This is a genomic window from Pseudoalteromonas arctica (assembly GCF_012927645.1).
Lineage (GTDB): Bacteria > Pseudomonadota > Gammaproteobacteria > Enterobacterales > Alteromonadaceae > Pseudoalteromonas > Pseudoalteromonas arctica_A.
In genome coordinates, this window is the sequence record NZ_JABBMT010000005.1 from 176,938 (window position 1) to 197,136 (window position 20,199).

The 20,199-nt window shown below is 38.7% G+C and carries 15 protein-coding genes and 1 pseudogene; 11 read left to right on the forward strand and 5 right to left on the reverse strand.

Annotated features, from left to right (window positions below):
* Positions 1 to 223 precede the first annotated feature (223 nt).
* The 8 genes and pseudogenes from zwf to HHO47_RS05390 all read left to right on the forward strand — a co-directional run bounded on the left by zwf (position 224) and on the right by HHO47_RS05390 (position 10,078).
* Complete coding sequence (gene zwf / locus HHO47_RS05360) at positions 224 to 1,696, forward strand: glucose-6-phosphate dehydrogenase (protein ID WP_169019354.1); 1,473 nt, start codon at positions 224 to 226, stop codon at positions 1,694 to 1,696.
* 2 nt (positions 1,697 to 1,698) lie between these two features.
* On the forward strand, positions 1,699 to 2,409 hold the full coding sequence (gene pgl, locus HHO47_RS05365; protein WP_169019355.1) for a 6-phosphogluconolactonase: 711 nt from the start codon (positions 1,699 to 1,701) through the stop codon (positions 2,407 to 2,409).
* Positions 2,410 to 3,261: 852 nt separating this feature from the next.
* Complete coding sequence (locus HHO47_RS05370; RefSeq protein WP_211183619.1) at positions 3,262 to 5,850, forward strand: TonB-dependent receptor; 2,589 nt, start codon at positions 3,262 to 3,264, stop codon at positions 5,848 to 5,850.
* A 55-nt stretch (positions 5,851 to 5,905) separates the two neighbouring features.
* Positions 5,906 to 6,253, forward strand: coding sequence for a tryptophan 7-halogenase (locus tag HHO47_RS19625; protein WP_348981637.1), 348 nt, complete (start codon positions 5,906 to 5,908; stop codon positions 6,251 to 6,253).
* Positions 6,254 to 6,300: 47 nt separating this feature from the next.
* Positions 6,301 to 7,419: pseudogene (locus tag HHO47_RS05375) on the forward strand (tryptophan 7-halogenase).
* A gap of 9 nt (positions 7,420 to 7,428) precedes the next feature.
* Positions 7,429 to 8,079 carry a putative 2OG-Fe(II) oxygenase gene (locus HHO47_RS05380; protein WP_169019357.1) on the forward strand — a complete coding sequence of 217 codons (651 nt, stop codon included), beginning with the start codon at positions 7,429 to 7,431 and terminating at the stop codon, positions 8,077 to 8,079.
* Between the two features lie 135 nt (positions 8,080 to 8,214).
* A complete protein-coding gene (locus tag HHO47_RS05385) occupies positions 8,215 to 8,919 on the forward strand; it encodes a SapC family protein (RefSeq protein WP_169019358.1) in 705 nt (234 codons plus the stop codon).
* A gap of 124 nt (positions 8,920 to 9,043) precedes the next feature.
* Complete coding sequence (locus HHO47_RS05390) at positions 9,044 to 10,078, forward strand: isoaspartyl peptidase/L-asparaginase family protein (RefSeq protein ID WP_169019359.1); 1,035 nt, start codon at positions 9,044 to 9,046, stop codon at positions 10,076 to 10,078.
* An 18-nt stretch (positions 10,079 to 10,096) separates the two neighbouring features.
* Here the strand turns inward: HHO47_RS05390 and HHO47_RS05395 are convergent, their stop codons facing one another.
* The 5 genes from HHO47_RS05395 to dinG form a co-directional block, all read right to left on the reverse strand.
* Complete coding sequence (locus HHO47_RS05395) at positions 10,097 to 10,255, reverse strand: DUF2496 domain-containing protein (RefSeq protein ID WP_169019360.1); 159 nt, start codon at positions 10,253 to 10,255, stop codon at positions 10,097 to 10,099.
* Positions 10,248 to 10,520 (reverse strand): late competence development ComFB family protein, encoded by a 273-nt coding sequence (locus HHO47_RS05400; RefSeq protein ID WP_169019361.1) that lies wholly within the window; start codon positions 10,518 to 10,520, stop codon positions 10,248 to 10,250. The genes HHO47_RS05395 and HHO47_RS05400 overlap by 8 nt, the downstream gene beginning before the upstream one ends.
* Positions 10,521 to 10,598: 78 nt before the next feature.
* Entirely contained in the window at positions 10,599 to 11,219 is a 621-nt protein-coding gene (locus HHO47_RS05405; RefSeq protein ID WP_169019362.1) for a primosomal replication protein, read from the reverse strand.
* A gap of 1 nt (position 11,220) precedes the next feature.
* A complete protein-coding gene (locus tag HHO47_RS05410) occupies positions 11,221 to 11,997 on the reverse strand; it encodes a TSUP family transporter (RefSeq protein ID WP_169019363.1) in 777 nt (258 codons plus the stop codon).
* Entirely contained in the window at positions 11,997 to 14,072 is a 2,076-nt protein-coding gene (gene dinG / locus HHO47_RS05415) for an ATP-dependent DNA helicase DinG (protein WP_169019364.1), read from the reverse strand. The genes HHO47_RS05410 and dinG overlap by 1 nt, the downstream gene beginning before the upstream one ends.
* 18 nt (positions 14,073 to 14,090) lie before the next feature.
* Between dinG and HHO47_RS05420 the strand changes: the two genes are divergently transcribed.
* The 3 genes from HHO47_RS05420 to HHO47_RS05430 form a co-directional block, all read left to right on the forward strand.
* Entirely contained in the window at positions 14,091 to 16,523 is a 2,433-nt protein-coding gene (locus HHO47_RS05420; protein WP_432651929.1) for a DNA polymerase II, read from the forward strand.
* A gap of 438 nt (positions 16,524 to 16,961) precedes the next feature.
* On the forward strand, positions 16,962 to 19,784 hold the full coding sequence (locus tag HHO47_RS05425) for a TonB-dependent receptor domain-containing protein (RefSeq protein WP_169019365.1): 2,823 nt from the start codon (positions 16,962 to 16,964) through the stop codon (positions 19,782 to 19,784).
* A gap of 258 nt (positions 19,785 to 20,042) precedes the next feature.
* The coding region (locus HHO47_RS05430; protein WP_169019366.1) for a DUF4277 domain-containing protein at positions 20,043 to 20,199 on the forward strand (157 nt) is incomplete at its 3' end.

A 20,199-nucleotide genomic window follows, 5' to 3' on the forward strand; every position in this document is an offset into this window, starting at 1 on the left:
GTATATTTGTGAGAGGATATACAGAGCCCTTAAGACTCATTTAATTACCAGTTTGAAATGAATGCAGCTGAATCAAAATTAAGTTATAAAAACAAACGAATTCAACACGCTTTTTCTCGTCTCGATGCCAAAAAGCTGTCATCAACTAAATAATAAGAATGTATGCCTGCACTATCAATAGTGGATAGTGACAACTGGGCATAGCAAACGTAGAGAGTAAATTATGTTAAATCCTTTTGATATTGTAATTTTTGGGGGCGGTGGCGATCTTGCATTACGCAAATTATTACCTGCAATGTATCGCGCATATCAAGAAGGCAACCTTCCTCAAGGTTCGCGTATTTTACCGACGGTTCGTGAAGAAAGTAAACGTGCTGAATACATAGAAACAGCCCATCAGGCATTAAAAGAATTTTTAGGTAAAGGTGAGTTTAATGCTAAAGATTGGAAGGCTTTTTCAGCGTGTTTAGTACCAGTAGTAACTAATGTAACCGAAGCAGACGATGACTGGGATAAACTAAAAAGAATACTCGATGAGCACGATGCAGACAAATCTCGTGTGTTCTATTTATCACTTCCACCTGCGGTATATGGTAGCTGCTGTGAAATACTGTCTGGCAAAGGCCTGATCACCGCTACATCGCGTGTCGTTGTTGAAAAACCAATTGGTTATTGCGGTAATTCAGCAGAAGAGATCAATGCAAAAATTGCTGAATACTTTAGCGAAGAGCAAATCTTCCGCATCGATCATTACCTAGGTAAAGAAACGGTACAAAACTTAATGGCACTGCGTTTTTCAAATTCATTATTTGAAAATATGTGGGATGCTAAATCAATCGATAATATTCAAATCAGTTTATCTGAAACTGTTGGTCTTGAAAGCCGTGCTGGTTTTTACGATAAAGCCGGTGCTTTACGTGATATGGTGCAAAACCACTTATTACAATTGTTATGTTTAGTTGCGATGGAGTCACCAAATAAACTTAACGCAAACAGCATCCGCACCGAAAAGCTAAAAGTTTTAGAGTCACTGCGCCCGCTTGTTGCAACGGATGTAGATGACAACATTATTCGTGGTCAATATGTACCGGGTGATTTGGATGGCAAAATTGTCCCAGGTTACTTAGAAGAGTTAAATGAAGGCTCTAGCAAAACAGAAACGTTCGTTGCTATTCGCGCACATATTGATAACTGGCGTTGGGCGGGCGTGCCATTTTACCTTCGTACAGGTAAGCGTATGGCAAAACGTTGTGCCGAAATTGTCGTTGAATACAAAAAAGTATCGCACAACGTGTATGGTGATAATGTTGGTAAAATTGAACCAAATCGCTTGGTTATTCGTCTGCAACCAGAAGAGACCATTCAATTAACCTTGATGTCTAAACGCCTTGATAATCTTGAGATGCAATTAGAGCCAGTAACGATGAATATTGAGCTGTCACAAGCTTACAGTAATGGTTTTCACTCTGATGCATATAAGCGTTTAATGTTAGATGCCGCAGCAAATAACCCTTCATTATTTATTCATCGTGATGAAGTACGTCAAGCATGGAAATGGATTGATCCAATCATTGATCGTTGGCAAGAAAAAGGTAAACCTGCTTTATACCGTGCTGGTAGCTGGGGGCCTGATGATGCGGATGAACTATTGGCTGAAAATAACCATGTTTGGTTTAACACTGGCGATAAGGCATAACAATGGCAACCATCGTAGAGAAATTTTTTGATTCAAAAGATGCATTAACCGCAGAGCTATCTACAACACTTGAACAAAGTTTAGTCAGTGGTATTGCAGCCGATGGCCGTGCCGTACTGATGGTGTCAGGCGGCTCATCACCAGCACCCGCTTATAAGCACTTATCTAATCTAGCATTAGACTGGGCAAACATAAATGTTGCTATGGTTGATGAACGTTGGGTTGATGTAGCACATGAAAAAAGTAATGAAGCGTTTATTAAAAGCACGTTATTACAAAATCATGGCGCGGCAGCTAATTTCATTACTATGAAAAATAAAGCCGAGACTGCCCAACAGGGCAGTACAGAATGTGAAACTGCTTATCAACAGCTAAAACGTCCATTTGATGTAACTATTTTGGGCATGGGCCCTGATGGTCATACTGCTTCGTTATTTCCACATGCTGAAGGTCTTGAGTTTGGCTTAACGACATCAGATTTAGTGTGTGCAATTAATGCAATTGAAAGTGATGTGACAGGTAGTATTACAGAACGTATGACTTTAACGTTGGCAGCAATTGCGCAATCGAAAGTTGTTAAGCTGTTGATCAGTGGAGAAGAAAAGCTTGCTGTATATAAAGCAGCAAAAGCAGGTGGAGATGTAAACGACATGCCACTACGTGCAGTTTTAAATCACCCAACAATAAATATTGAAGTTTATTGGGCTCCATAACAACCCCAATTGACCCAAACTTTAAAATTTACTTATATTGAGCTTGCGCGATCTTTAATTATCTTCGCTTATTTATTTTTGTTGATATTTGGCTACTTATGGCTACTTATGGCTACTTATGGCTATTTTATTAAAAACATGAGCATCCTAGTGGTATAAACAACGTCACTAACTACGTTAAAAATTATCCATATAGAACAACTATATGAATAATTTTACGGTTCACTATAGCCCTCTAAAATTTTAAATTAAAAGAGTAGGCTATAGGGGAAATAAAGGTAGACATTAATAGCAAAACTCTTTAAAATTAACAATGACAACGCTGTCATTATTATTGATAACTATTTGTATCGGTTCCCCTTGGAAAAATTATTTGCCCTAATTTATCTGCCGAACGAAATGTTAATGATGCACTTGTGATAGCCCAATCGTATCAATATCATCGTAAGTTCACGAGTTTAGTTCCACTTTATATAAAAAGTGGAACGTTTTATTATATTTCCCCATATTAAAAGTAATAAAGTCCCGCTAAAAGTGTGCATTTGCTTTTTACTTTTCAGATTTGTCCATATAACATTCACGTCATTGAAATGTAATAATTCAGATATTTCGTCTTTTTAAATCAATTAATTTTCAATTGGTTAGTGTTTTTATGTCTATTTTTTTGCACAAAATGACCAAAAACATGTAGCACAAATGTAATTTAGAGTGTATGGTTTGTTACTAGATGACAGCGTTGTCATCATCACTGGGCAGAAGTGATAAATAAAATCAACAAAATGATTTAAGGGGAATCCTGTGTTAGCTAAAAATTTTAAAAAAAGCTTATTAGCAGTCAATATCGGTCTTGTAATGAGTGCCGGATTCACTGGTACTGTTTATGCAGCTGAAAAAACTAAAGTTCAAGAAGACGTTGAAGTCATTGAAGTACGTGGTATTCGCGCTTCAAATAAAGCAAATATCAATGCTAAACGCTTTGCTGTAAGTGTCGTTGATGCTGTAAGTGCAGAAGATATCGGGAAGTTACCTGATTCGGATGTTGGTCAAGCATTAGCGCGAGTTCCAGGTGTGACAGTTGGTCGTGCGTTTGGACAAGGAAGCTCTGTTTCTATTCGCGGTACGGACCCTTTAATGACTCTTACTACTCTAAATGGTCAAAATGTTGCGTCTACTGGTTGGTATGACCAAATGAATGTTGACCGTTCATTCAACTACTCTATGTTGCCTGCTGAAATCATTGGTGGTATGGAAGTTTATAAAACTACTCAAGCTAATCTTGTTGAAGGTGGGATCGGTGGTACGGTAATTGTTAAAACTCGTAAACCTCTTGATATGGATGCTAATACAATTTATGGCTCTGTTAAGGCTGAATACGGTTCGATCAGTGAGGAAGTTGCTCCTGAAATTTCGGGTATGTACAGCTGGAAGAATGATGATGAAACGTTTGGTATTTTAGTTGCAGGTTCATATATTGATCGTGAATACTTGCGCGTGGGTACGGAAGCAGATTTAGATTGGGATAGTCGTTCATCAGTACAGCCTTCAAGCTTTTTACAAGAACAAGAAAGAACAGCCCTAGATGCTACACTTCAATTTAGACCAAACGACAACTTAGAGTTTGGTGCGCATATTATGTTACTTGAATTAGGTGCAGATAGTATCGGTGCTAACATGTATATTGAAACAGATACTAACTGGGGGGAAGGCCCGTCAGCATGTCAAAAGTTTAATGCGGCTGGAGTGTGTACTCTGAGTGTTACCCCTGAAAGTGCAACATCTAATGTTTTCTTTCAAAACTGGGCGCGTAAAGGTGAAATGACCTCTGATACTTTTGAGTTGAATGGTAAATACATGGGAGATGGTTTTACTATTGAAGCTGTAGCCGGTCATACTAAGGCTGAAGGTGGCACGCAAATGAGTGCTAACTTTGGTTACGGCTGGTGGGGTGATAAATTTAGCCAAATTCAATGGGCTGGAACTGTTGATGCACAAGGTAAGCAAGTTTCTATCGACGGTAGAGATATGGGTTTCACACAGGAGCAGCTAGATTCGTCAGTCCCAACTTCTACTTGGACTGGTATTCAAGGCCCTAACTCGGATGAAGAAACTTACGCTCAAATTGATTTAGATTTTGATGTCGATTTTGGCGCTATTACAAAGTTTGAGACAGGTATTCGCTATACCTCACATGAGTTTGAAAAAAAGCAATACAATGCTATTTATAACCCGGATCTTGAAAATGATTTTAGTCCGGAAGAGCTTTATTCAGGTACAATGAAGTTAGGTTATGATGAGTGGACCATTCCTAAAGCTAACTTAGATGCGATGATTAATGGCACATTGTCACTGGTTGATAAATTTGCTTATAGTCGTTCTGCATACGGTAAAATAGAAGAAGATAATTTATCTCTTTATGGTATGTTTACGTTTGAAGGTGATGGTTTCCGTGGTAACTTTGGTGTTCGTTATATTGAAACGGATGTTACTTCAAGTGGTCACGTAATTGATAATTCTCCTGCGGATGATTTGGCTATTAATAATGGTTGGAGCACTAGTGTTCAAAGTGTTAAAGATAACTATAGTGACGTACTTCCAAGTGTTAATGCTGTTTTTGACTTACAGCAAGATGTAATCTTAAGATTCTCTGCAGGCCAAGCAATTACTCGACCTAATTATGATAACTTATTCTTATCAACTTCCTCTGGTTATCCTGATGACCGTGTAGGAAACGAGGAAATCACTTACGGAAATCCAGGTTTGTTGCCGATGAAATCATCGCAAGCAGACTTAAGCCTAGAGTATTACTATGGTGATGGCAATTTAGTGTCAGCAACTTATTTTGTAAAAGACATCAGTAACTTTATTGTTGCAACAACAGATTATAATCAACAAATTGGTGTCCAAAATACAGAGCTTGGAAAAGATGATTGGACCGTAAATCGTTATCAAAATGCTGGTGGTGGTAGTATTGATGGTATCGAACTACAAATTAATCATGCATGGGATAATGGTTTTGGTGTAAATGCTAACTACACGTATGCTGATGGTGCTGCACCAGCCGAAGTTTATACTGATAGCATCGGTGTTTTCACTGAGTCTTCAAAGCATACAACTAACTTAGTTGGTTATTGGGAAAATGATCTGTTTTCAGCTCGTGCAGCATATAACTGGCGCTCTGAATATATGATTCGTGAGTATGGTAAATATTACGGCAACCGTATGCATGATGATTTTGGCACACTTGATGTTACCCTTGGTTGGAATGCAACAGAAAATGTAGCTGTTCGCTTTGAAGCGATTAATTTAATGGGCGAAGACGATGTTCAATATGGTGCTGCTGATTTCGGCACATCTGTTAAGCCAGCTCTTCAAGAAGATTTCCCTGCTTGGTCATTCAAAGGTGAAACAACTTATAAGCTTGGTGTAAGCTTCAACTTCTAAGTTTAGCTTTTTTATTAAAAACCCAGTCTAAACTGGGTTTTTTTTGGGAGTTGTTATGAAAATAAAACGAATCGCGATTGTTGGTGGCGGGACCGCAGGATGGTTGGCCGCAAATCACTTAGGTTTAGAGCTATATAAAGATTCAGAAATTGAAATTATAGTATTTGAATCAGCTGATGTCCCAACAATTGGTGTCGGAGAAGGGACTGTTCCTTACATAATAAAGGGACTGAAGCGATTTGGTATTTCTGAGGCTGAGCTATTAGTTAGTTGCGACGCTACTTTTAAGCAAGGTATAAAGTTCATAAATTGGTTAGATAGCTCGGTACATCGAGATAATCATTATTATCACCCATTTGACCCTCCTTACCCAGAAGGTTTTGACATTATAACTACTGGTTAAACTCTGAATTTGATAACCCATACACAGATGTCGGAGTTCAAGCTAGGTTGGCAGAATTAGACTTATGTCCAAAAAAGAAGTCAGCAAAAGAATATGCTGGAGAGTTGACTTATGCATATCATTTCAATGCATTGAAGTTTGCGAAACTTTTAGCTAATAATGCAATGTCAAAGTATAAAGTAAAGCATAAAATAGCTACTATAGTGGGTGCGTTTAAAGATTCTGAAGGTTTTATTGATGGCATAAAAACGTCCGAAGGCGAAGAGTTGTACTATGACTTTTATGTTGACTGTAGTGGCTTTTCCTCAATTTTACTTCATAAATAAATGGGTGTTCCCTTTCTGAGCATGTCGGATAAAATATTGACAGATAAAGTACTTGTTCAACAAGTTCCTCTAGAAGAGGCTGATAATATTAAACCGTACACAAGTGCTATCGCCCATAAAGTAGGGTGGATTTGGGATATTCCACTAACCACTAGAAGGGGAACTGGGTTTGTTTATTCTAGTCAACATATGACCGAACAGGAGGCGCTTAAAAGTTATTCAGAGTACCTTAAAGTTCCCGTGGAGTCTTTATCACCACGAAAATTAGATATGAAAATCGGATACAGGGAGCAGTTTTGGAAAAATAATTGTGTTGGGCTTGGACTTGCTCAGGGTTTTGTCGAACCTTTAGAAGCAACTTCTATACTTATTACAGATTTTTCAGCTGAAATGCTTGCGAAAAATTTTCCTAGGGAACGTCGGGAGATTAATAGCTTTTTAACTTATTATAACCGGGTTGTTAAATATGTCTGGGATCAAACTATTGATTTTATCCAACTTCATTACTTGTTATCGGATAGGCAAGATTCAAAATTTTGGACTGATGTACGTATAACGCCAATAAGATGCGAGTTGAAAGAGCGGCTTGAGATATTTAGTTTAAAACCTCCTTCGCAATTTGACTTTTTTAGTCGTTTTGATTTATTTGACCATAAAAATTATCTTTATGTTTTATATGGAATGAAATATTTAACGAAAACGCCTTTATTGTCTGAGATAGAAAAAAAAGTAAGTGCGCAGTATTTTGAACAAAATAATATGTTAATATATTTGGCTAAAGAACAGCTTATGGATCATAAGCAATGGCTGCAAGAACTCAAAAGTGTGATGCAAAAGTAAGGAGTATCTATGATTGTTCCTATATTTAATAGGCACATATGTATTTTTGATTTTGAGTTACACGATAGGTTTATAGGGCGACAGCAAAGTTATACTATAATAAATGAGCTGTTGAGCTCTCCCGATGTGTTATCGAAAGAAAATGTACCTGATGCTGAAGGGGGAAGGGCTTTATCAACTGTACACCTGTGTGATAAATACCACATACCTACATTGTTGAATTTTAAACATAATATATTAGGAAAGTGGATTTTACAGCGGATTTTAGAGTCTGCGTATGATTTAGGGTACGATAAATATCGAGATGTTAGACGGCTTAAGTTCCATCGGACATGGGTTAACAAAATGGGTAAGAACTGTGATGCTTTAGCCCACAGGCATGCAAACGAAGGTTGGACTATTCCTCATTTAGTTGCAATCTATTATCTTGATGTACCAGAGAACAGTGCTGATTTGATTTTTATTAATGATACTTCCTCGATTATGCGCGGAGGGCACGCAAAAGATTATAAAGAAGTAGATCAAGTAAAGGTGAAGGCCAAAACTGGCCGTTTGGTATGTCATGACGCTAAGGAATTTCATGCAACTTCAGTCCACAAAAACGATTTGACTCGCACATGTTTAATTTTAGAGGTTGGTTTTGCGCCATTGAAACAGTAATCTAACATGTTAGGGAGAGAACTTTGCTTAACGTACAAATTGCAACAAACATTTCACTTCCTTTTTGCCGTCAAAACCTTTAGCCTTAGGGCACTAACAGCAAAAAATATAATTTATAAATAACGGAGCAGTAACATGGCGGAGCAACAAGTACAGCCTTTACACAACGAAAAACATGCCAACACTAAAATTCAAAACGGCATCAATGTAGAATTTTTAAAATCTCAGCACTTAGTGCCAGTTGTTGCACATGAGTTTGCGCGTGTAGCAAATGAGTTTCCAATGTCTTTCGTGAAGAATAACGAAACAGGTCAATTTCAAGCGGTAGCAATGTTTGGTTTAGAGCCTGGCGAAAACCTTTTTGTAAAAGATGGTAAGTGGACTGCAGCATTTGCACCTATGGCAACAACACGTTATCCACTTGGATTAGTTAAACATCCGCAAGAAGATCAATACGGTATCGTTATTGATGAAGCAAGCCCATTAGTGGGTGAGGCTGAAGGTAATGCACTCTTTGAAAACGGTGAAGAATCTGATTACTTAAAGCGTCGTAAAGAAGCATTAGTATCGTTCATTGAATTTTCTCACGTAACTGAAGCATTCACTAAATACCTTGCGGATAAAGAGCTTTTAGTGGCACAAACACTGACAGTTGATATTAAAGGCGAGAAAAAAGACATCAACGGTATTTACCTGATTGATGAGAAAAAACTGAATGAGTTAAGTGATGAAGCTTTCTTGGAGCTTCGCAAACGTGGTTATTTAGCACCAATTTTCTCATTCCTAACGTCTACGCACCAAGTAGCACGTTTAGCTCGTTTGAAAGCGCAACAAGCGTAATGTAAACGAACTATCAAAAAAGCGCCTTTTGGCGCTTTTTTTGTGCCTTTTATCTGGTTGGGGTTGTAATTTAGCGCCAATTTATTCACATTGGTTATACTTATTTCCATCACAAGCTACCTGTATGAACAAGTTACTTTTTAGCACTTTAGTTAGTGCGTGCTGCATAACGTTAAGTCCACTAGCCATCAGTGCCAATACACCTTTCGCTATTGCTATTCACGGCGGGGCGGGCACGATTGAAAAAAGCCGTTTTACTCCAGAGCAAGAACAAGCTTATCGCTCTAAACTCAAAGAGGCGGTAGAGACTGGTTATAAAGTACTTGAGCAAGGTGGCGAAAGCCTAGATGCGGTAACAGCTGCAATCAATGTATTAGAAAACTCGCCATATTTCAACGCGGGTCGTGGTGCTGTCTATACCTATGATGGTTCCCATGAGCTTGATGCGTCAATAATGGATGGACGAGATCGTCAAGCGGGAGCGGTTGCTGGTGTTAAACATATTGAAAATCCAATTAATTTAGCGCGCTTGGTGATGGAAAGATCGGTTCATGTGATGCTCAGTGGTCAAGGTGCGGAAGAATTTGCCAAAGAGCAGGGCGTTCCATTGGTCGAAAATAACCTGTTCGATACAGACAACCGTTATAAAGCGTTATTAAAAGCAAAAGAAAAACTAGATAAAGCTAAAGCTACCAGTAAAGATTATCAAGCAGCGCATCAGGCATTACCCGTTAATTATAAAATAGGCACTGTGGGTGCTGTTGCACTTGATAAAAACGGTAACTTGGCGGCAGGTACTTCAACAGGCGGGATGACTGCAAAGCGTTTTGGTCGCATTGGTGATGCCCCCATAATTGGTGCTGGTACATTTGCTGAAAATGAATCGTGTGCGGTGTCTGCCACTGGTCACGGCGAGTATTTTATTCGCTATAATGTTGCGGCTGATATTTGCGCACGTGTTAAATATCAAAGTAAGACTATTGCACAAGCAGGTGATGAAGTGATTAATAGTGTGTTAAAACCAATTGGTGGTACTGGAGGAGTGATCATCGTTGATGGCAAAGGTAATGTAAGTTTACCGTTTAATACCAGTGGTATGTATCGGGCCAGTAAATCAAATTCGCAAGCGACCTATGTGGGTATATTTAAAGGTGAGTAATCAAAATAAATAGACAAGCTATTTTTGTTCTACTGCAAGCTTATTAGTGTAATCACTTTTCACAATCTCTAATGCTTGCAGTACTTCTTCAGGACTCACATCACTTTGTTCTAAAACCATGATCAAATCAACTGCGAGCTTTACATAGGTTGGTGCTTGGTTTAAATCGTTATTCATTTATGACCTGTTTCTTGGCTATTTGACTAATAGCAACATCAATTGCAGTATTAACTCTTTCTTCCATATGCTCGCGCTCTTGTAGAGGTAAATAAAACGCCATATCAACATCGTAGCGTATATAGCGAGGAGGCAATTGATTCAGCACAGTACAACAAAAGTCGGCCATCACGTCATCACTGTACTGTTTATCGAGTTTGCGTTTGATAATCTCTTCAACAACTATTTTTTCATAATAATTATGTATATCATCATGTAAGCGCACTAGTGAGATCACTATTTTAGAAAAAGATATTACTCAGTCTATATTAGGAATTAAAATAAATCGAGATTAAGTAGGGTGCTAGCGTAATTGTTGTTTTTCAACTATTTGAATTTTCTCTTCAGTAGCAGATATCGCTTTGCGACAGCGACCAAGGCGGTCATGAAGAGCAAGGATCTCTAAATTAATGGCTTTTGCTTTTACAGGACCCACATTTTGCATTCTTAGCTTACATTCTTCAACCATCAGTACTAAGCGACGTTCAAATTCATGATTTTGTTTTAGCTCGTCATATAGCTCATGGGCGGGTTGCATAATTTGTTTTACAGCTTGTTGGTAAGGCTCTGATTTATTGAACTTTTTACTTCGAGGTTTGTAAGTGCTTTTGTTTTCCTTTTCCCAAATAGGGGTTGATTTAATGACGTTAAATACGGCTTGCACCTGATTACCAATACGCTCTAGCGCATAATTATGAGCATGACGGCGCTCTAGTGGTGGAAGGCTATTAACTTCATCTTCAATTTCTAGCACATAATCAACTAATTTCATGCTTTTAGTCGTAAACACACCACGGTCAAATAAACTGGGTTGCGCCTGCATATAGCGGTTTTTAGTAAATAACTTGGCTTTATCAAATTGCTCAGCATGCTGCTTTAGGGTTGCAACTTGTTGGTAAAGTTTATCAAACGCCGCTGATTGCATATTACAAATACGCCTCATAAATTAGTTTTAACGCTAAAATTATCACCACAGTGTTAAATACAGGTCGAATAAATTTACTGCCAAAGCGAATGGCTGAATGAGCTCCAAGCCAAGCTCCAAACATTAAAAAGAAGCCCATTGTGATGCCGAGTAAAAAGTTAACATGGCCTAATGCTACAAAGGTAATGAGTGATACAAAATTTGATACAAAGTTCATCGAGCGTGCTAAACCGCAGTTCAGCAGTAAACTCATTTTATAAAGTAAGCTATTTGATGCAGTCCAAAAAGTGCCAGTTCCGGGACCCGCTAAACCATCAAAAAAACCTAAGCTTAATCCTTGCAACCATTGTTTTATTGTTGTTGCTCTATTAAGTGGTGGAAGATTATCGTGCTCTACCGTACTTAAATTGCCAAATAAGCTATAACAAGCGACTAAAATAATAACGATAGGTAATAGTTTGTTTAAAAATCCAATACTCAGGTAGTCAACAATCAGTGTGCCAATTAAAGCGCCAATGGCGGTTGCTATAATTGATGCTGCCCAGAATTGAGGATTAAATAATTGCTTACGGAAGTAAGTGACACTGGCAGTGAGTGAGCCAAAACTGGCAGCAAGTTTATTGGTGCCGAGTGTTAAATGAGGAGGAAGGCCTGCGGTTAACAGTGCTGGTACAGTTAACATACCTCCGCCACCGGCTATTGCGTCTATAAAGCCTGCGGCAAGTGCTACGGCACAAAGCAGTGCCCAAGTTGTTGGGTCTAGTGCAAGTTCAAACATTAATAATCTATTTGTCTTTTAAAGGGTGGTAATGTGTCAAGCATGGCTTTGCCATATCGCTTGGTCACTAAACGACGATCGAGGATAGTAATGCGCCCTTGATCGTTCTCTTTACGCAGCAGTCTACCACAGCTTTGCACTAATTTCTTAGCCGCATCAGGCACTGTGATAGATAAAAATGGATTGCCGCCTTTACTTTGCACAAATTCAGCTTGTGCTTCTTCAATCGGCGATGTAGGCACTGCGAATGGAATTTTAGTGATCACTAAATTCTCAAGATATTTACCCGGTAAGTCGAGTCCTTCGGATAAGCTTTGGGTGCCAAATAAAATACTCCCTTTGCCCGCATCTATATTTTTTGTATGTTGTTTTAACAGTGCTTCGCGCGACATTTCACCTTGCACTAAAATATCAAGATTTTTAGCGCGCAACTCTTTGACTACGTGATCCATTTGCCAATAAGACGCAAACAATACTAAGTTAGCTTGTTGTTTATTTAAATGATTGGGTAATACCTTAGCTAAATGATCACTAAACTCTTTATGAGTTGGCTCTATACTTGAGGTTGGAATATGTAAAGTGGCTTGATTAGGATAATTAAACGGAGAAGGGACTTTTAAGTATTTTACGCCTTCTTCTTTTGCAAGGCCACTTTCATAAGCAAAATGATCAAATGAACCAAGCGCAGTCAGGGTCGCTGAGCATAAAATTGCACCGGCACATTGTCGCCACAGTTTATCTTTTAAATAGTAGCCAACTTCAATAGGGCAATCACTTAGCAAGTGGTCATGATGGTTTTTGTATTCTAAACGCTTTATCCAACGTGCATGTGGTGTACCTTCACCCTTGGTAGCGTAGCTATACCACAGTTTGTTTAGTTGCTCTAAACGATGAATGTAATGACCGCTTTCAGCCAAAATTGGATCTGCAATATAGGGTTTAATATCACCATCACTGACATCTTGTACTATTGTGTCGTGCATTTTGTTTAAACAACGCAGAGCATCTAAGGTGGCTTCGCTGATATCTTTTGCTTTATTGTGTAATGATTCGGGGATTTCGCCATGTTCAAAACGGTAAGTATCATCTTTAGAGTAGTTAAAATTGGCATTGTCTAAGATATCTCGCACGACTTTTAAATCTTTATTGGCATCATTAATACTGTCACAAAGCTTAAAGTTTTGCCCAATCGCTTTTTGTCCTACTAATACTTTGGCCATTTTACCGCTAAACTTTACTAATTTATCAAGCCAATCAATAGTGCCTTTAATGGTTGCTGCGGCAGATGAAAAGTCGCGGGTAATATGGGCAAGGTGATGGGCTTCATCTATTACATAAATACTATTATCTGGCTCGGGTAAAATTTTACCACCGCCTAAATCTAAATCGGCTAGCAGTAAAGAGTGATTAATAACTAATACATCCATTTGCATTAAACGTTGGCGAGCAAGTTGAAAAGGGCAGGTTTGGTGTGCTTTCATTTGTCGTTGACAAGCATGTTTATCGCAAGCAATTAATCCCCAGACTCGGTCGGGGATTGTATCAGCCCAGCTGTCTCGATCGCCTTGCCATTTTTTATTCGTATAGGCGTCATAGAGCTGTTTTAAACACTTTGCTTCCATGCTACTCAATGGCGATGTAAGTGTAGGCATAAACTCCATTTGTGTTTGGCTATCACCATTTACAGCATTGTGGAGCTTATGTGCACATATATAGCGTTGGCGTCCTTTTACTAAATCAAACTTAAAATCGAGGCCTGAATGCGTTTTAAAAAACGGCAGCTCTTTATTGATCAGTTGCTCTTGCAATGCGACGGTTGCTGTTGAAATAACAAGTTTCTTTTTTTGGGCAAGGGCTAAAGGTAACGCGCCTAAACAATAAGCCAACGATTTACCCGTACCAGTGCCTGCTTCAATAACGCAGATCCGCTGTTTTTTGTGGTACTCGCCCGCCAGTGTTTTTGCAATTTCGGCTACTAAGTAATTTTGGCTGCTGCGAGGACGATAATCAGTGAGGTTATCAGCCACATGCTTATGAATTTTTCGAATTGTGGCTTTTAATGGATCAGAAAGCATGGGTGAATAGCCTAAAGTATGTATATAATTACAGTGCTGTATATTAATTGGGATCGAACATTGACACAAGCTATCTATCAAGGCTTTATACTTTCTAGGCAACAATATGCTGCTAATAAGTATAGCCGCCATAGCGGGATCACCCTATGTTATTGGTTAAGCTCTGATCACGGTCCGATAAAAGTGTTAGTGCCAAATCAGCAAGCGGTATTTTTTATTCCAATAAAACAACGTGTTTTAGCTGTTCAGTTGCTATTAACGCACAATATTAATGTCGAATTTAAAGATGTTGCTATTAAACATTTTAGTGGTGAACAATGCATCGCCTGCTATTTTTCAAGTACCCAAGCGTTTTACCAAGCAAAGCAGCTTTTTGAAAACCAACCCCTAGAAAACCAGATCACAGTATATGAAGGTGATGTACGCCACAGCGATCGCTTTTTAATGGAGCGTTTTATTCGCGGTGGTGTATGGGTCACTGGTGATGTTACTCAGCAAACTGGTTTTATCCAAATTAACAATGCCCAGCTAAAAGCCGCCGATTCGTATACACCACGTTTTAAAACGCTGTCATTGGATGTTGAGTGCAGTGGTGAAGGCGTGTTGTTTTCAGTGGGCTTAGTAGGTGAGGGGATTGATTGCGTTATTATGGTTGGCGAGCCACAACACAGTGAACAGACGATTTATTGGTGCCATGACGAAATAGATTTATTAAATCAGCTACAAACCCTGCTACAGCGAGTCGATCCAGACATTATTATTGGGTGGAACGTCATTGAATTTGATTTTAATGTACTTAATCGGCGCGCGGATGCCCTTGGTGTTAAATTATTATTGGGTCGAGGTAATGGGCCGCTACAAATTAGAGAAGGGCATTTCACTCGTTTAACTCTGCCAGGTCGCTGCGTTATCGATGGCATAGATACGCTAAAAAATGCTACCTATCATTTTGATAGTTTCTCACTGGCGAATGTGAGCCATAAAGTACTTGGTGAAAAAAAGCTAATTCAAAGTGATAATCGGCTTAGTGAAATTGTTCGCCAATTTAATGAAGATAAGCTCTCGCTAGCGGCGTATAACCGTCAAGATTGCGTGTTAGTTAATCGTATTTTTGCAAAGTTAAAACTTATTGAATTTGCAATAGTTCGTACACAATTAACAGGATTAGAGTTAGAACGAATGGGTGGCTCAGTGGCTGCTTTTACTAACTTATATTTACCATTATTACATCGCAGTGGTTATGTTGCCCCGAATCTAGGCGATCATGGCTTATCATTTGAAAGCCCAGGTGGTTTTGTGATGGAGTCAATCCCCGGGCTGTATAAAAATGTCATTGTGCTGGATTTTAAAAGCTTATATCCATCAATTATGCAAACGTTTTGTATTGATCCGCTCGGGCTAATTCACGGCCTAGAGGAGCCTGAAAACGCGATTGCAGGTTTTAAAGACGCTGTTTTTTCTCGCACGGAGCATCACCTGCCTAATTTAATAAAAAAGCTAGCTTCATCAAGGCAACACGCAAAAAACACTGGTCAACTCATGCTGTCGCAGGCTATAAAAATCATCATGAACAGTTTATATGGCGTATTAGGCTCAAAGGGGTGTCGTTTTTACGATCCACGTTTATCAAGCTCCATAACTTTACGTGGTCATGAAATAATGCAAACTACACGACAATGGATTGAAGAGCTTGGTTACACCGTTATTTATGGTGATACCGATTCAACATTTGTGAGCTTACCGGACGAACTTGCTCCAGATAACTGCAAAGAAATCGGCAAGCAATTAGCTAAAGCTATTAATGAAAAATGGCAACAAACAATAGAGCAGCGCTTTGCGACACAAAGTTATTTAGAAATAGAATTTGAAACACTTTATAGTCCATTCTTTATGCCGACTATCCGAGGCAAAACCACTGGTTCAAAAAAACGTTATGTTGGCCAGATACAAGGAAAAGATAAAAAAGAGCTCGTTTTCAAAGGTATGGAAACTGTGAGAAGTGACTGGACAGAATTAGCGCATGAGTTTCAAACCGAATTGTTTACTACTTTGTTTCAAGATAATTTTAATGTTGAAATGCTAACACCCATTATTGAAAGTTACATTACGCGTTTGTATGCTGGGGAATTTGACGACAAGCTCGTATACAGAAAAAAACTCGGTCAACACTTGGCTGATTACCAAAAAAATATCCCACCTCAAGTTCAAGCTGTCAAAAAATACCAAGTAACTCACCCTGAATTTGTTATTAACAAAGGTCAAGTTGTTGAATATGTGTACACCCATGTTGGTGCCGAGCTCTATGCAAACGTACAGCAAAACCAGGCAGATCAAAAATTTGATTATGCAATTTATGTCGAGAAACAACTCAAGCCAATAGCACAAATGATCCTTCTTCCCTTGAAAAAAGATTTCAACTTGTCCAATAAAGCACAATTACAACTCCTTTAGATAGTTCCAAATATTGGTATTATAATTTGCAGTTAAACTGACAAGGAGCTAATTTAGCTTTAAACACTCCCCTTGAAATCGCTTTCCACCTCAAACATTGAATAGTATTCGTTGGTATTTTAGAGCCTACGGTTCTGACAGGGTTATCCAATGGATGATATTGTTAATTTGTTTGTATTAACCACTATATAAAATGTAAATAATAATTTAATGCTGAATAAAAACAATGTGTTACAGTATTCTATTGTTGTGTCTTTTTGTTTTTAAACTGTAAATATTCCGATTTCAAAGTTAAATAAAAGTTGACCTTTGGCTGCTTGTGGTATTAATATCGCTTTGCTTCATTAGGCACTTAGTGTCATAGATGGTCACTTAGAGCTCTATTTCTAGCAATTAAAACTAATAAAATCATATATAAATATGACCAGGGAGAATCACATGTTAAATAATAAAGTTTCAAAAGCAGTTCGCTTAGCGATTGCTTTTGGTGCAACATCAACAGCAGTATTTTCAGCAAGCTCAACTGCTGCTGAAGAAGGCGTAGAAAAAGTTGAACGTATTCAAGTTACAGGTTCACGTATTCGTTCTACAGACCTTGAAACTGCACAGCCAATCCAAACAATTAGTCGTGAGGATATCGCGAATCAAGGTTTTACTTCAGTAATTGACCTTCTTGAAAATATGTCTGCGGCAGGTTCGCCACCAATCAGCCGTTCAGAACCTCTTCTTTCTGGCGAGAATGTAGGGGGAAATTATGTTAATCTCCGTAATCTGGGTACAGGCAGAACTTTAGTACTTATTAATGGTAAGCGTTTAGGTATTACGACCTCTGGATACCAAGATTTATCAGCTATTCCTATGGGAATGGTTGAACGTATTGATGTATTAAAAGATGGTGCATCAGCTATGTATGGCTCAGATGCAATGGCTGGTGTTGTAAATATTATAACTCGCAAGAACTTTGAAGGCCTTGAATTCACTGTTTATGGTGCTGAATACGATGAAGGCGATGGCGAGAAAAAAAATATTAGTATGGTTACCGGCATCTCAGGTGACCGCGGCTCTATAACGGTAGGCGCTGAATGGCGTGATGAAGGTGATGTTTGGGCTAAAGACCGTTCGTTCTCTGAGGTTTCATATCCTGGATATGATATTCCAAATAACCGTACTTTAGTTGGTCAATATGGTCGTTTTAACTATAACGATCAATGGTATGTTGCCAAACGTCCAGGCAATGCAAGTTCATTTGATGATTTTGAACCACAAACTTATGAAAATGGATCGAGTAATTCTAGTGAGCAAATGCATTTAGAAACACCTCTTAGTGCACGTTCGCTTTATATTAGTTCAAACTATGCGCTAACTGATGACATTAACTTTACCAGTGATATCGGTTATAGTGAACGTCAAGCAAAACGTCAAATTGCAGGTTACCCATATCAATCTGCTTCGGATGGTATTGCACTAAGTGGTGATAGTTACTTTAACCCTGTTGGTGAAGATGTACCATTTACCCGTCGTGGTTGGGAAGTTCCTCGTACAACAGAGAGTAGTCAAGATACATTACGCTTTACAGCCGCACTTGAAGGCTCTTTTGAATTAGCCGATCGTTATTTTGACTGGGATGTAGGTGGTGTTTATAGTAAAAGCTCTACAATTCAAGTTGATAATGGTAATCTTTATAAGCCAGCGATTGCCGCTGCAACAGGGCCGTCATTTTTAAATGCTGCAGGTCAAGTACAATGTGGTACAGAAGATGCTCCTATTTCTTCAGCTGAATGTACGCCGTGGAACCCATTAGCAGGCTTTGGTGCTGGGCCAGTAGAAAACTCTCTTGCAGATCCAAATGTACAAGATTTTCTATACCCAACTCTTCATTATCGTGGTGAAACACAAACAGCCATGTATTTTGCAAATATCAGTGGTTTAATTGCTGAGTTACCTGCGGGTGGTTTAACCTTCGCTCTTGGCGGTGAATACCGTAAAGAAACAGGGCAATACAATCCTGATGCGCTTGCTCAGTTAGGTGAAAGTACGACGCTTGCGTCTGGTGCAACAGGTGGTAAATACGATGTAACAGAAGCGTATGGTGAATTAAATATTCCTATTTTATCTGATGTAGCTGGTGCAAAGTCGTTAAGTGTTAATTTAGCAACACGTTATTCTGATTACAGTACTTTTGGTGATACAACTAATAGTAAAGTAGGCATTGAATGGCGACCAATTGATGATTTATTAGTTCGTGGTACTTGGTCTGAAGGCTTCCGAGCTCCTACGATAAGTGATTTATATGGCGGTAGCTCACAAACATTTACTACAGGGTTTATAGATCCTTGTGATTCTGTCTATGGTTCAGCTGCTGGTTCAGCGCGTTGTTTACAAGATGTTCCAAGCGATTATCGTCAGTTACAGCAAGGTTTTGTTCCAACAACCGGACCTGCTGCGCAAACACCGGTTCCATTTAACAGTGGTTCAAATGAGTTTTTACAGCCAGAAGAATCAACCAGTAAAACAATTGGTTTTGTATACAATCCAAGCTATGTTGAAAATTTAGATATTATTCTTGACTGGTGGAGTATTAAAATCACTGATACGGTTGTATCTGATTCACCAAATGAAATTTTAAAAGATTGTTATATTGGTGGTGATGAATCACGTTGTGCTATGTTCTCGCGTGATCCAAGTAACTCTATCGTTAATGACTTAACTTACGGTACTCGTAATGCAGGCTTTACTGAAACATCAGGTATTGATCTTGCTGTAGCTTATGCATTTGAAACTGAGTTTGGTGATTTTAGAGCTACTATGGATAGCACTTATTTACTTAAATATGATTCAAAATCAACAAATGAGCCAGAAACTAAAGTAATATCTGATGTTGGTCATGGAGATGTTTTCAGAACTCGCTCGAGCTTGGGTCTTAATTGGTCATATGGTGACTTTAGTGCAAACTGGGGTATCCGTTATTTCTCATCAATGCGTGAAGATTGTTACTTTGAGGATAAATGTAGTGACCCAGAGTTCAAGCGTGATTGGACTAATGGCATCGTAACACCGAAAAACAAAGTAGGTTCTACAACCTTTAATGATTTACAGCTAACTTACAATACGCCTTGGGAATCAAAATTATCAATAGGCGCAAACAACGTCTTTGATAAGCAAGGCCCAATTATGTATTCTGGACCTAGCTCAACCTACTCTTACTACGGTGGCTTTGATATTGGTCGTCAGTTGTACTTCCGTTATACCCAAAGCTTCTAATTTAAATTAGTAAAATAACTATAATAAACCCACTGATTTTTCAGTGGGTTTTTATTTTTTACAGGCAATTAATGACATTAGTTACTTAGTAATTTCTCTTTAGTCAAATTAACTAAAAGTGTTTTAGATCTGTTGTTCCGCCCCCCTAATTTGAATTAAACTCGCTCATTAAATAGCCACTTGATTTACTTTTGTAAATAAAATCTTGACGCAGAACCCTAGGTTTGATCTATTACTCTCTTTTGAGAGCCTAATTTTATGCCTGTTCCTTCTTCTAAAATACTTGACCATCACGGACTTGTTGCTGCCTTTTGTCACGACCTAGGATTTGCCGACATTATTGATAGTGCCTTAAGCGGCGCTGCGCCTGAGCGTAAAATCAGTTGTGGTCAATTGGTGACGGCAATGGTGTTGA

Bases quoted from the DNA above. Each gene is read 5' to 3' on its own strand.
- zwf (WP_169019354.1), top strand. From the start codon at position 224: ATGTTAAATCCTTTTGATATTGTAATTTTTGGGGGCGGTGGCGATCTT.
- pgl (WP_169019355.1), top strand. From the start codon at position 1,699: ATGGCAACCATCGTAGAGAAATTTTTTGATTCAAAAGATGCATTAACC.
- HHO47_RS05370 (WP_211183619.1), top strand. From the start codon at position 3,262: ATGAGTGCCGGATTCACTGGTACTGTTTATGCAGCTGAAAAAACTAAA.
- HHO47_RS19625 (WP_348981637.1), top strand. From the start codon at position 5,906: ATGAAAATAAAACGAATCGCGATTGTTGGTGGCGGGACCGCAGGATGG.
- HHO47_RS05380 (WP_169019357.1), top strand. From the start codon at position 7,429: ATGATTGTTCCTATATTTAATAGGCACATATGTATTTTTGATTTTGAG.
- HHO47_RS05385 (WP_169019358.1), top strand. From the start codon at position 8,215: ATGGCGGAGCAACAAGTACAGCCTTTACACAACGAAAAACATGCCAAC.
- HHO47_RS05390 (WP_169019359.1), top strand. From the start codon at position 9,044: ATGAACAAGTTACTTTTTAGCACTTTAGTTAGTGCGTGCTGCATAACG.
- HHO47_RS05395 (WP_169019360.1), bottom strand. From the start codon at position 10,255: ATGAATAACGATTTAAACCAAGCACCAACCTATGTAAAGCTCGCAGTT.
- HHO47_RS05405 (WP_169019362.1), bottom strand. From the start codon at position 11,219: ATGCAATCAGCGGCGTTTGATAAACTTTACCAACAAGTTGCAACCCTA.
- HHO47_RS05410 (WP_169019363.1), bottom strand. From the start codon at position 11,997: ATGTTTGAACTTGCACTAGACCCAACAACTTGGGCACTGCTTTGTGCC.
- dinG (WP_169019364.1), bottom strand. From the start codon at position 14,072: ATGCTTTCTGATCCATTAAAAGCCACAATTCGAAAAATTCATAAGCAT.
- HHO47_RS05420 (WP_432651929.1), top strand. From the start codon at position 14,091: ATGTATATAATTACAGTGCTGTATATTAATTGGGATCGAACATTGACA.
- HHO47_RS05425 (WP_169019365.1), top strand. From the start codon at position 16,962: ATGTTAAATAATAAAGTTTCAAAAGCAGTTCGCTTAGCGATTGCTTTT.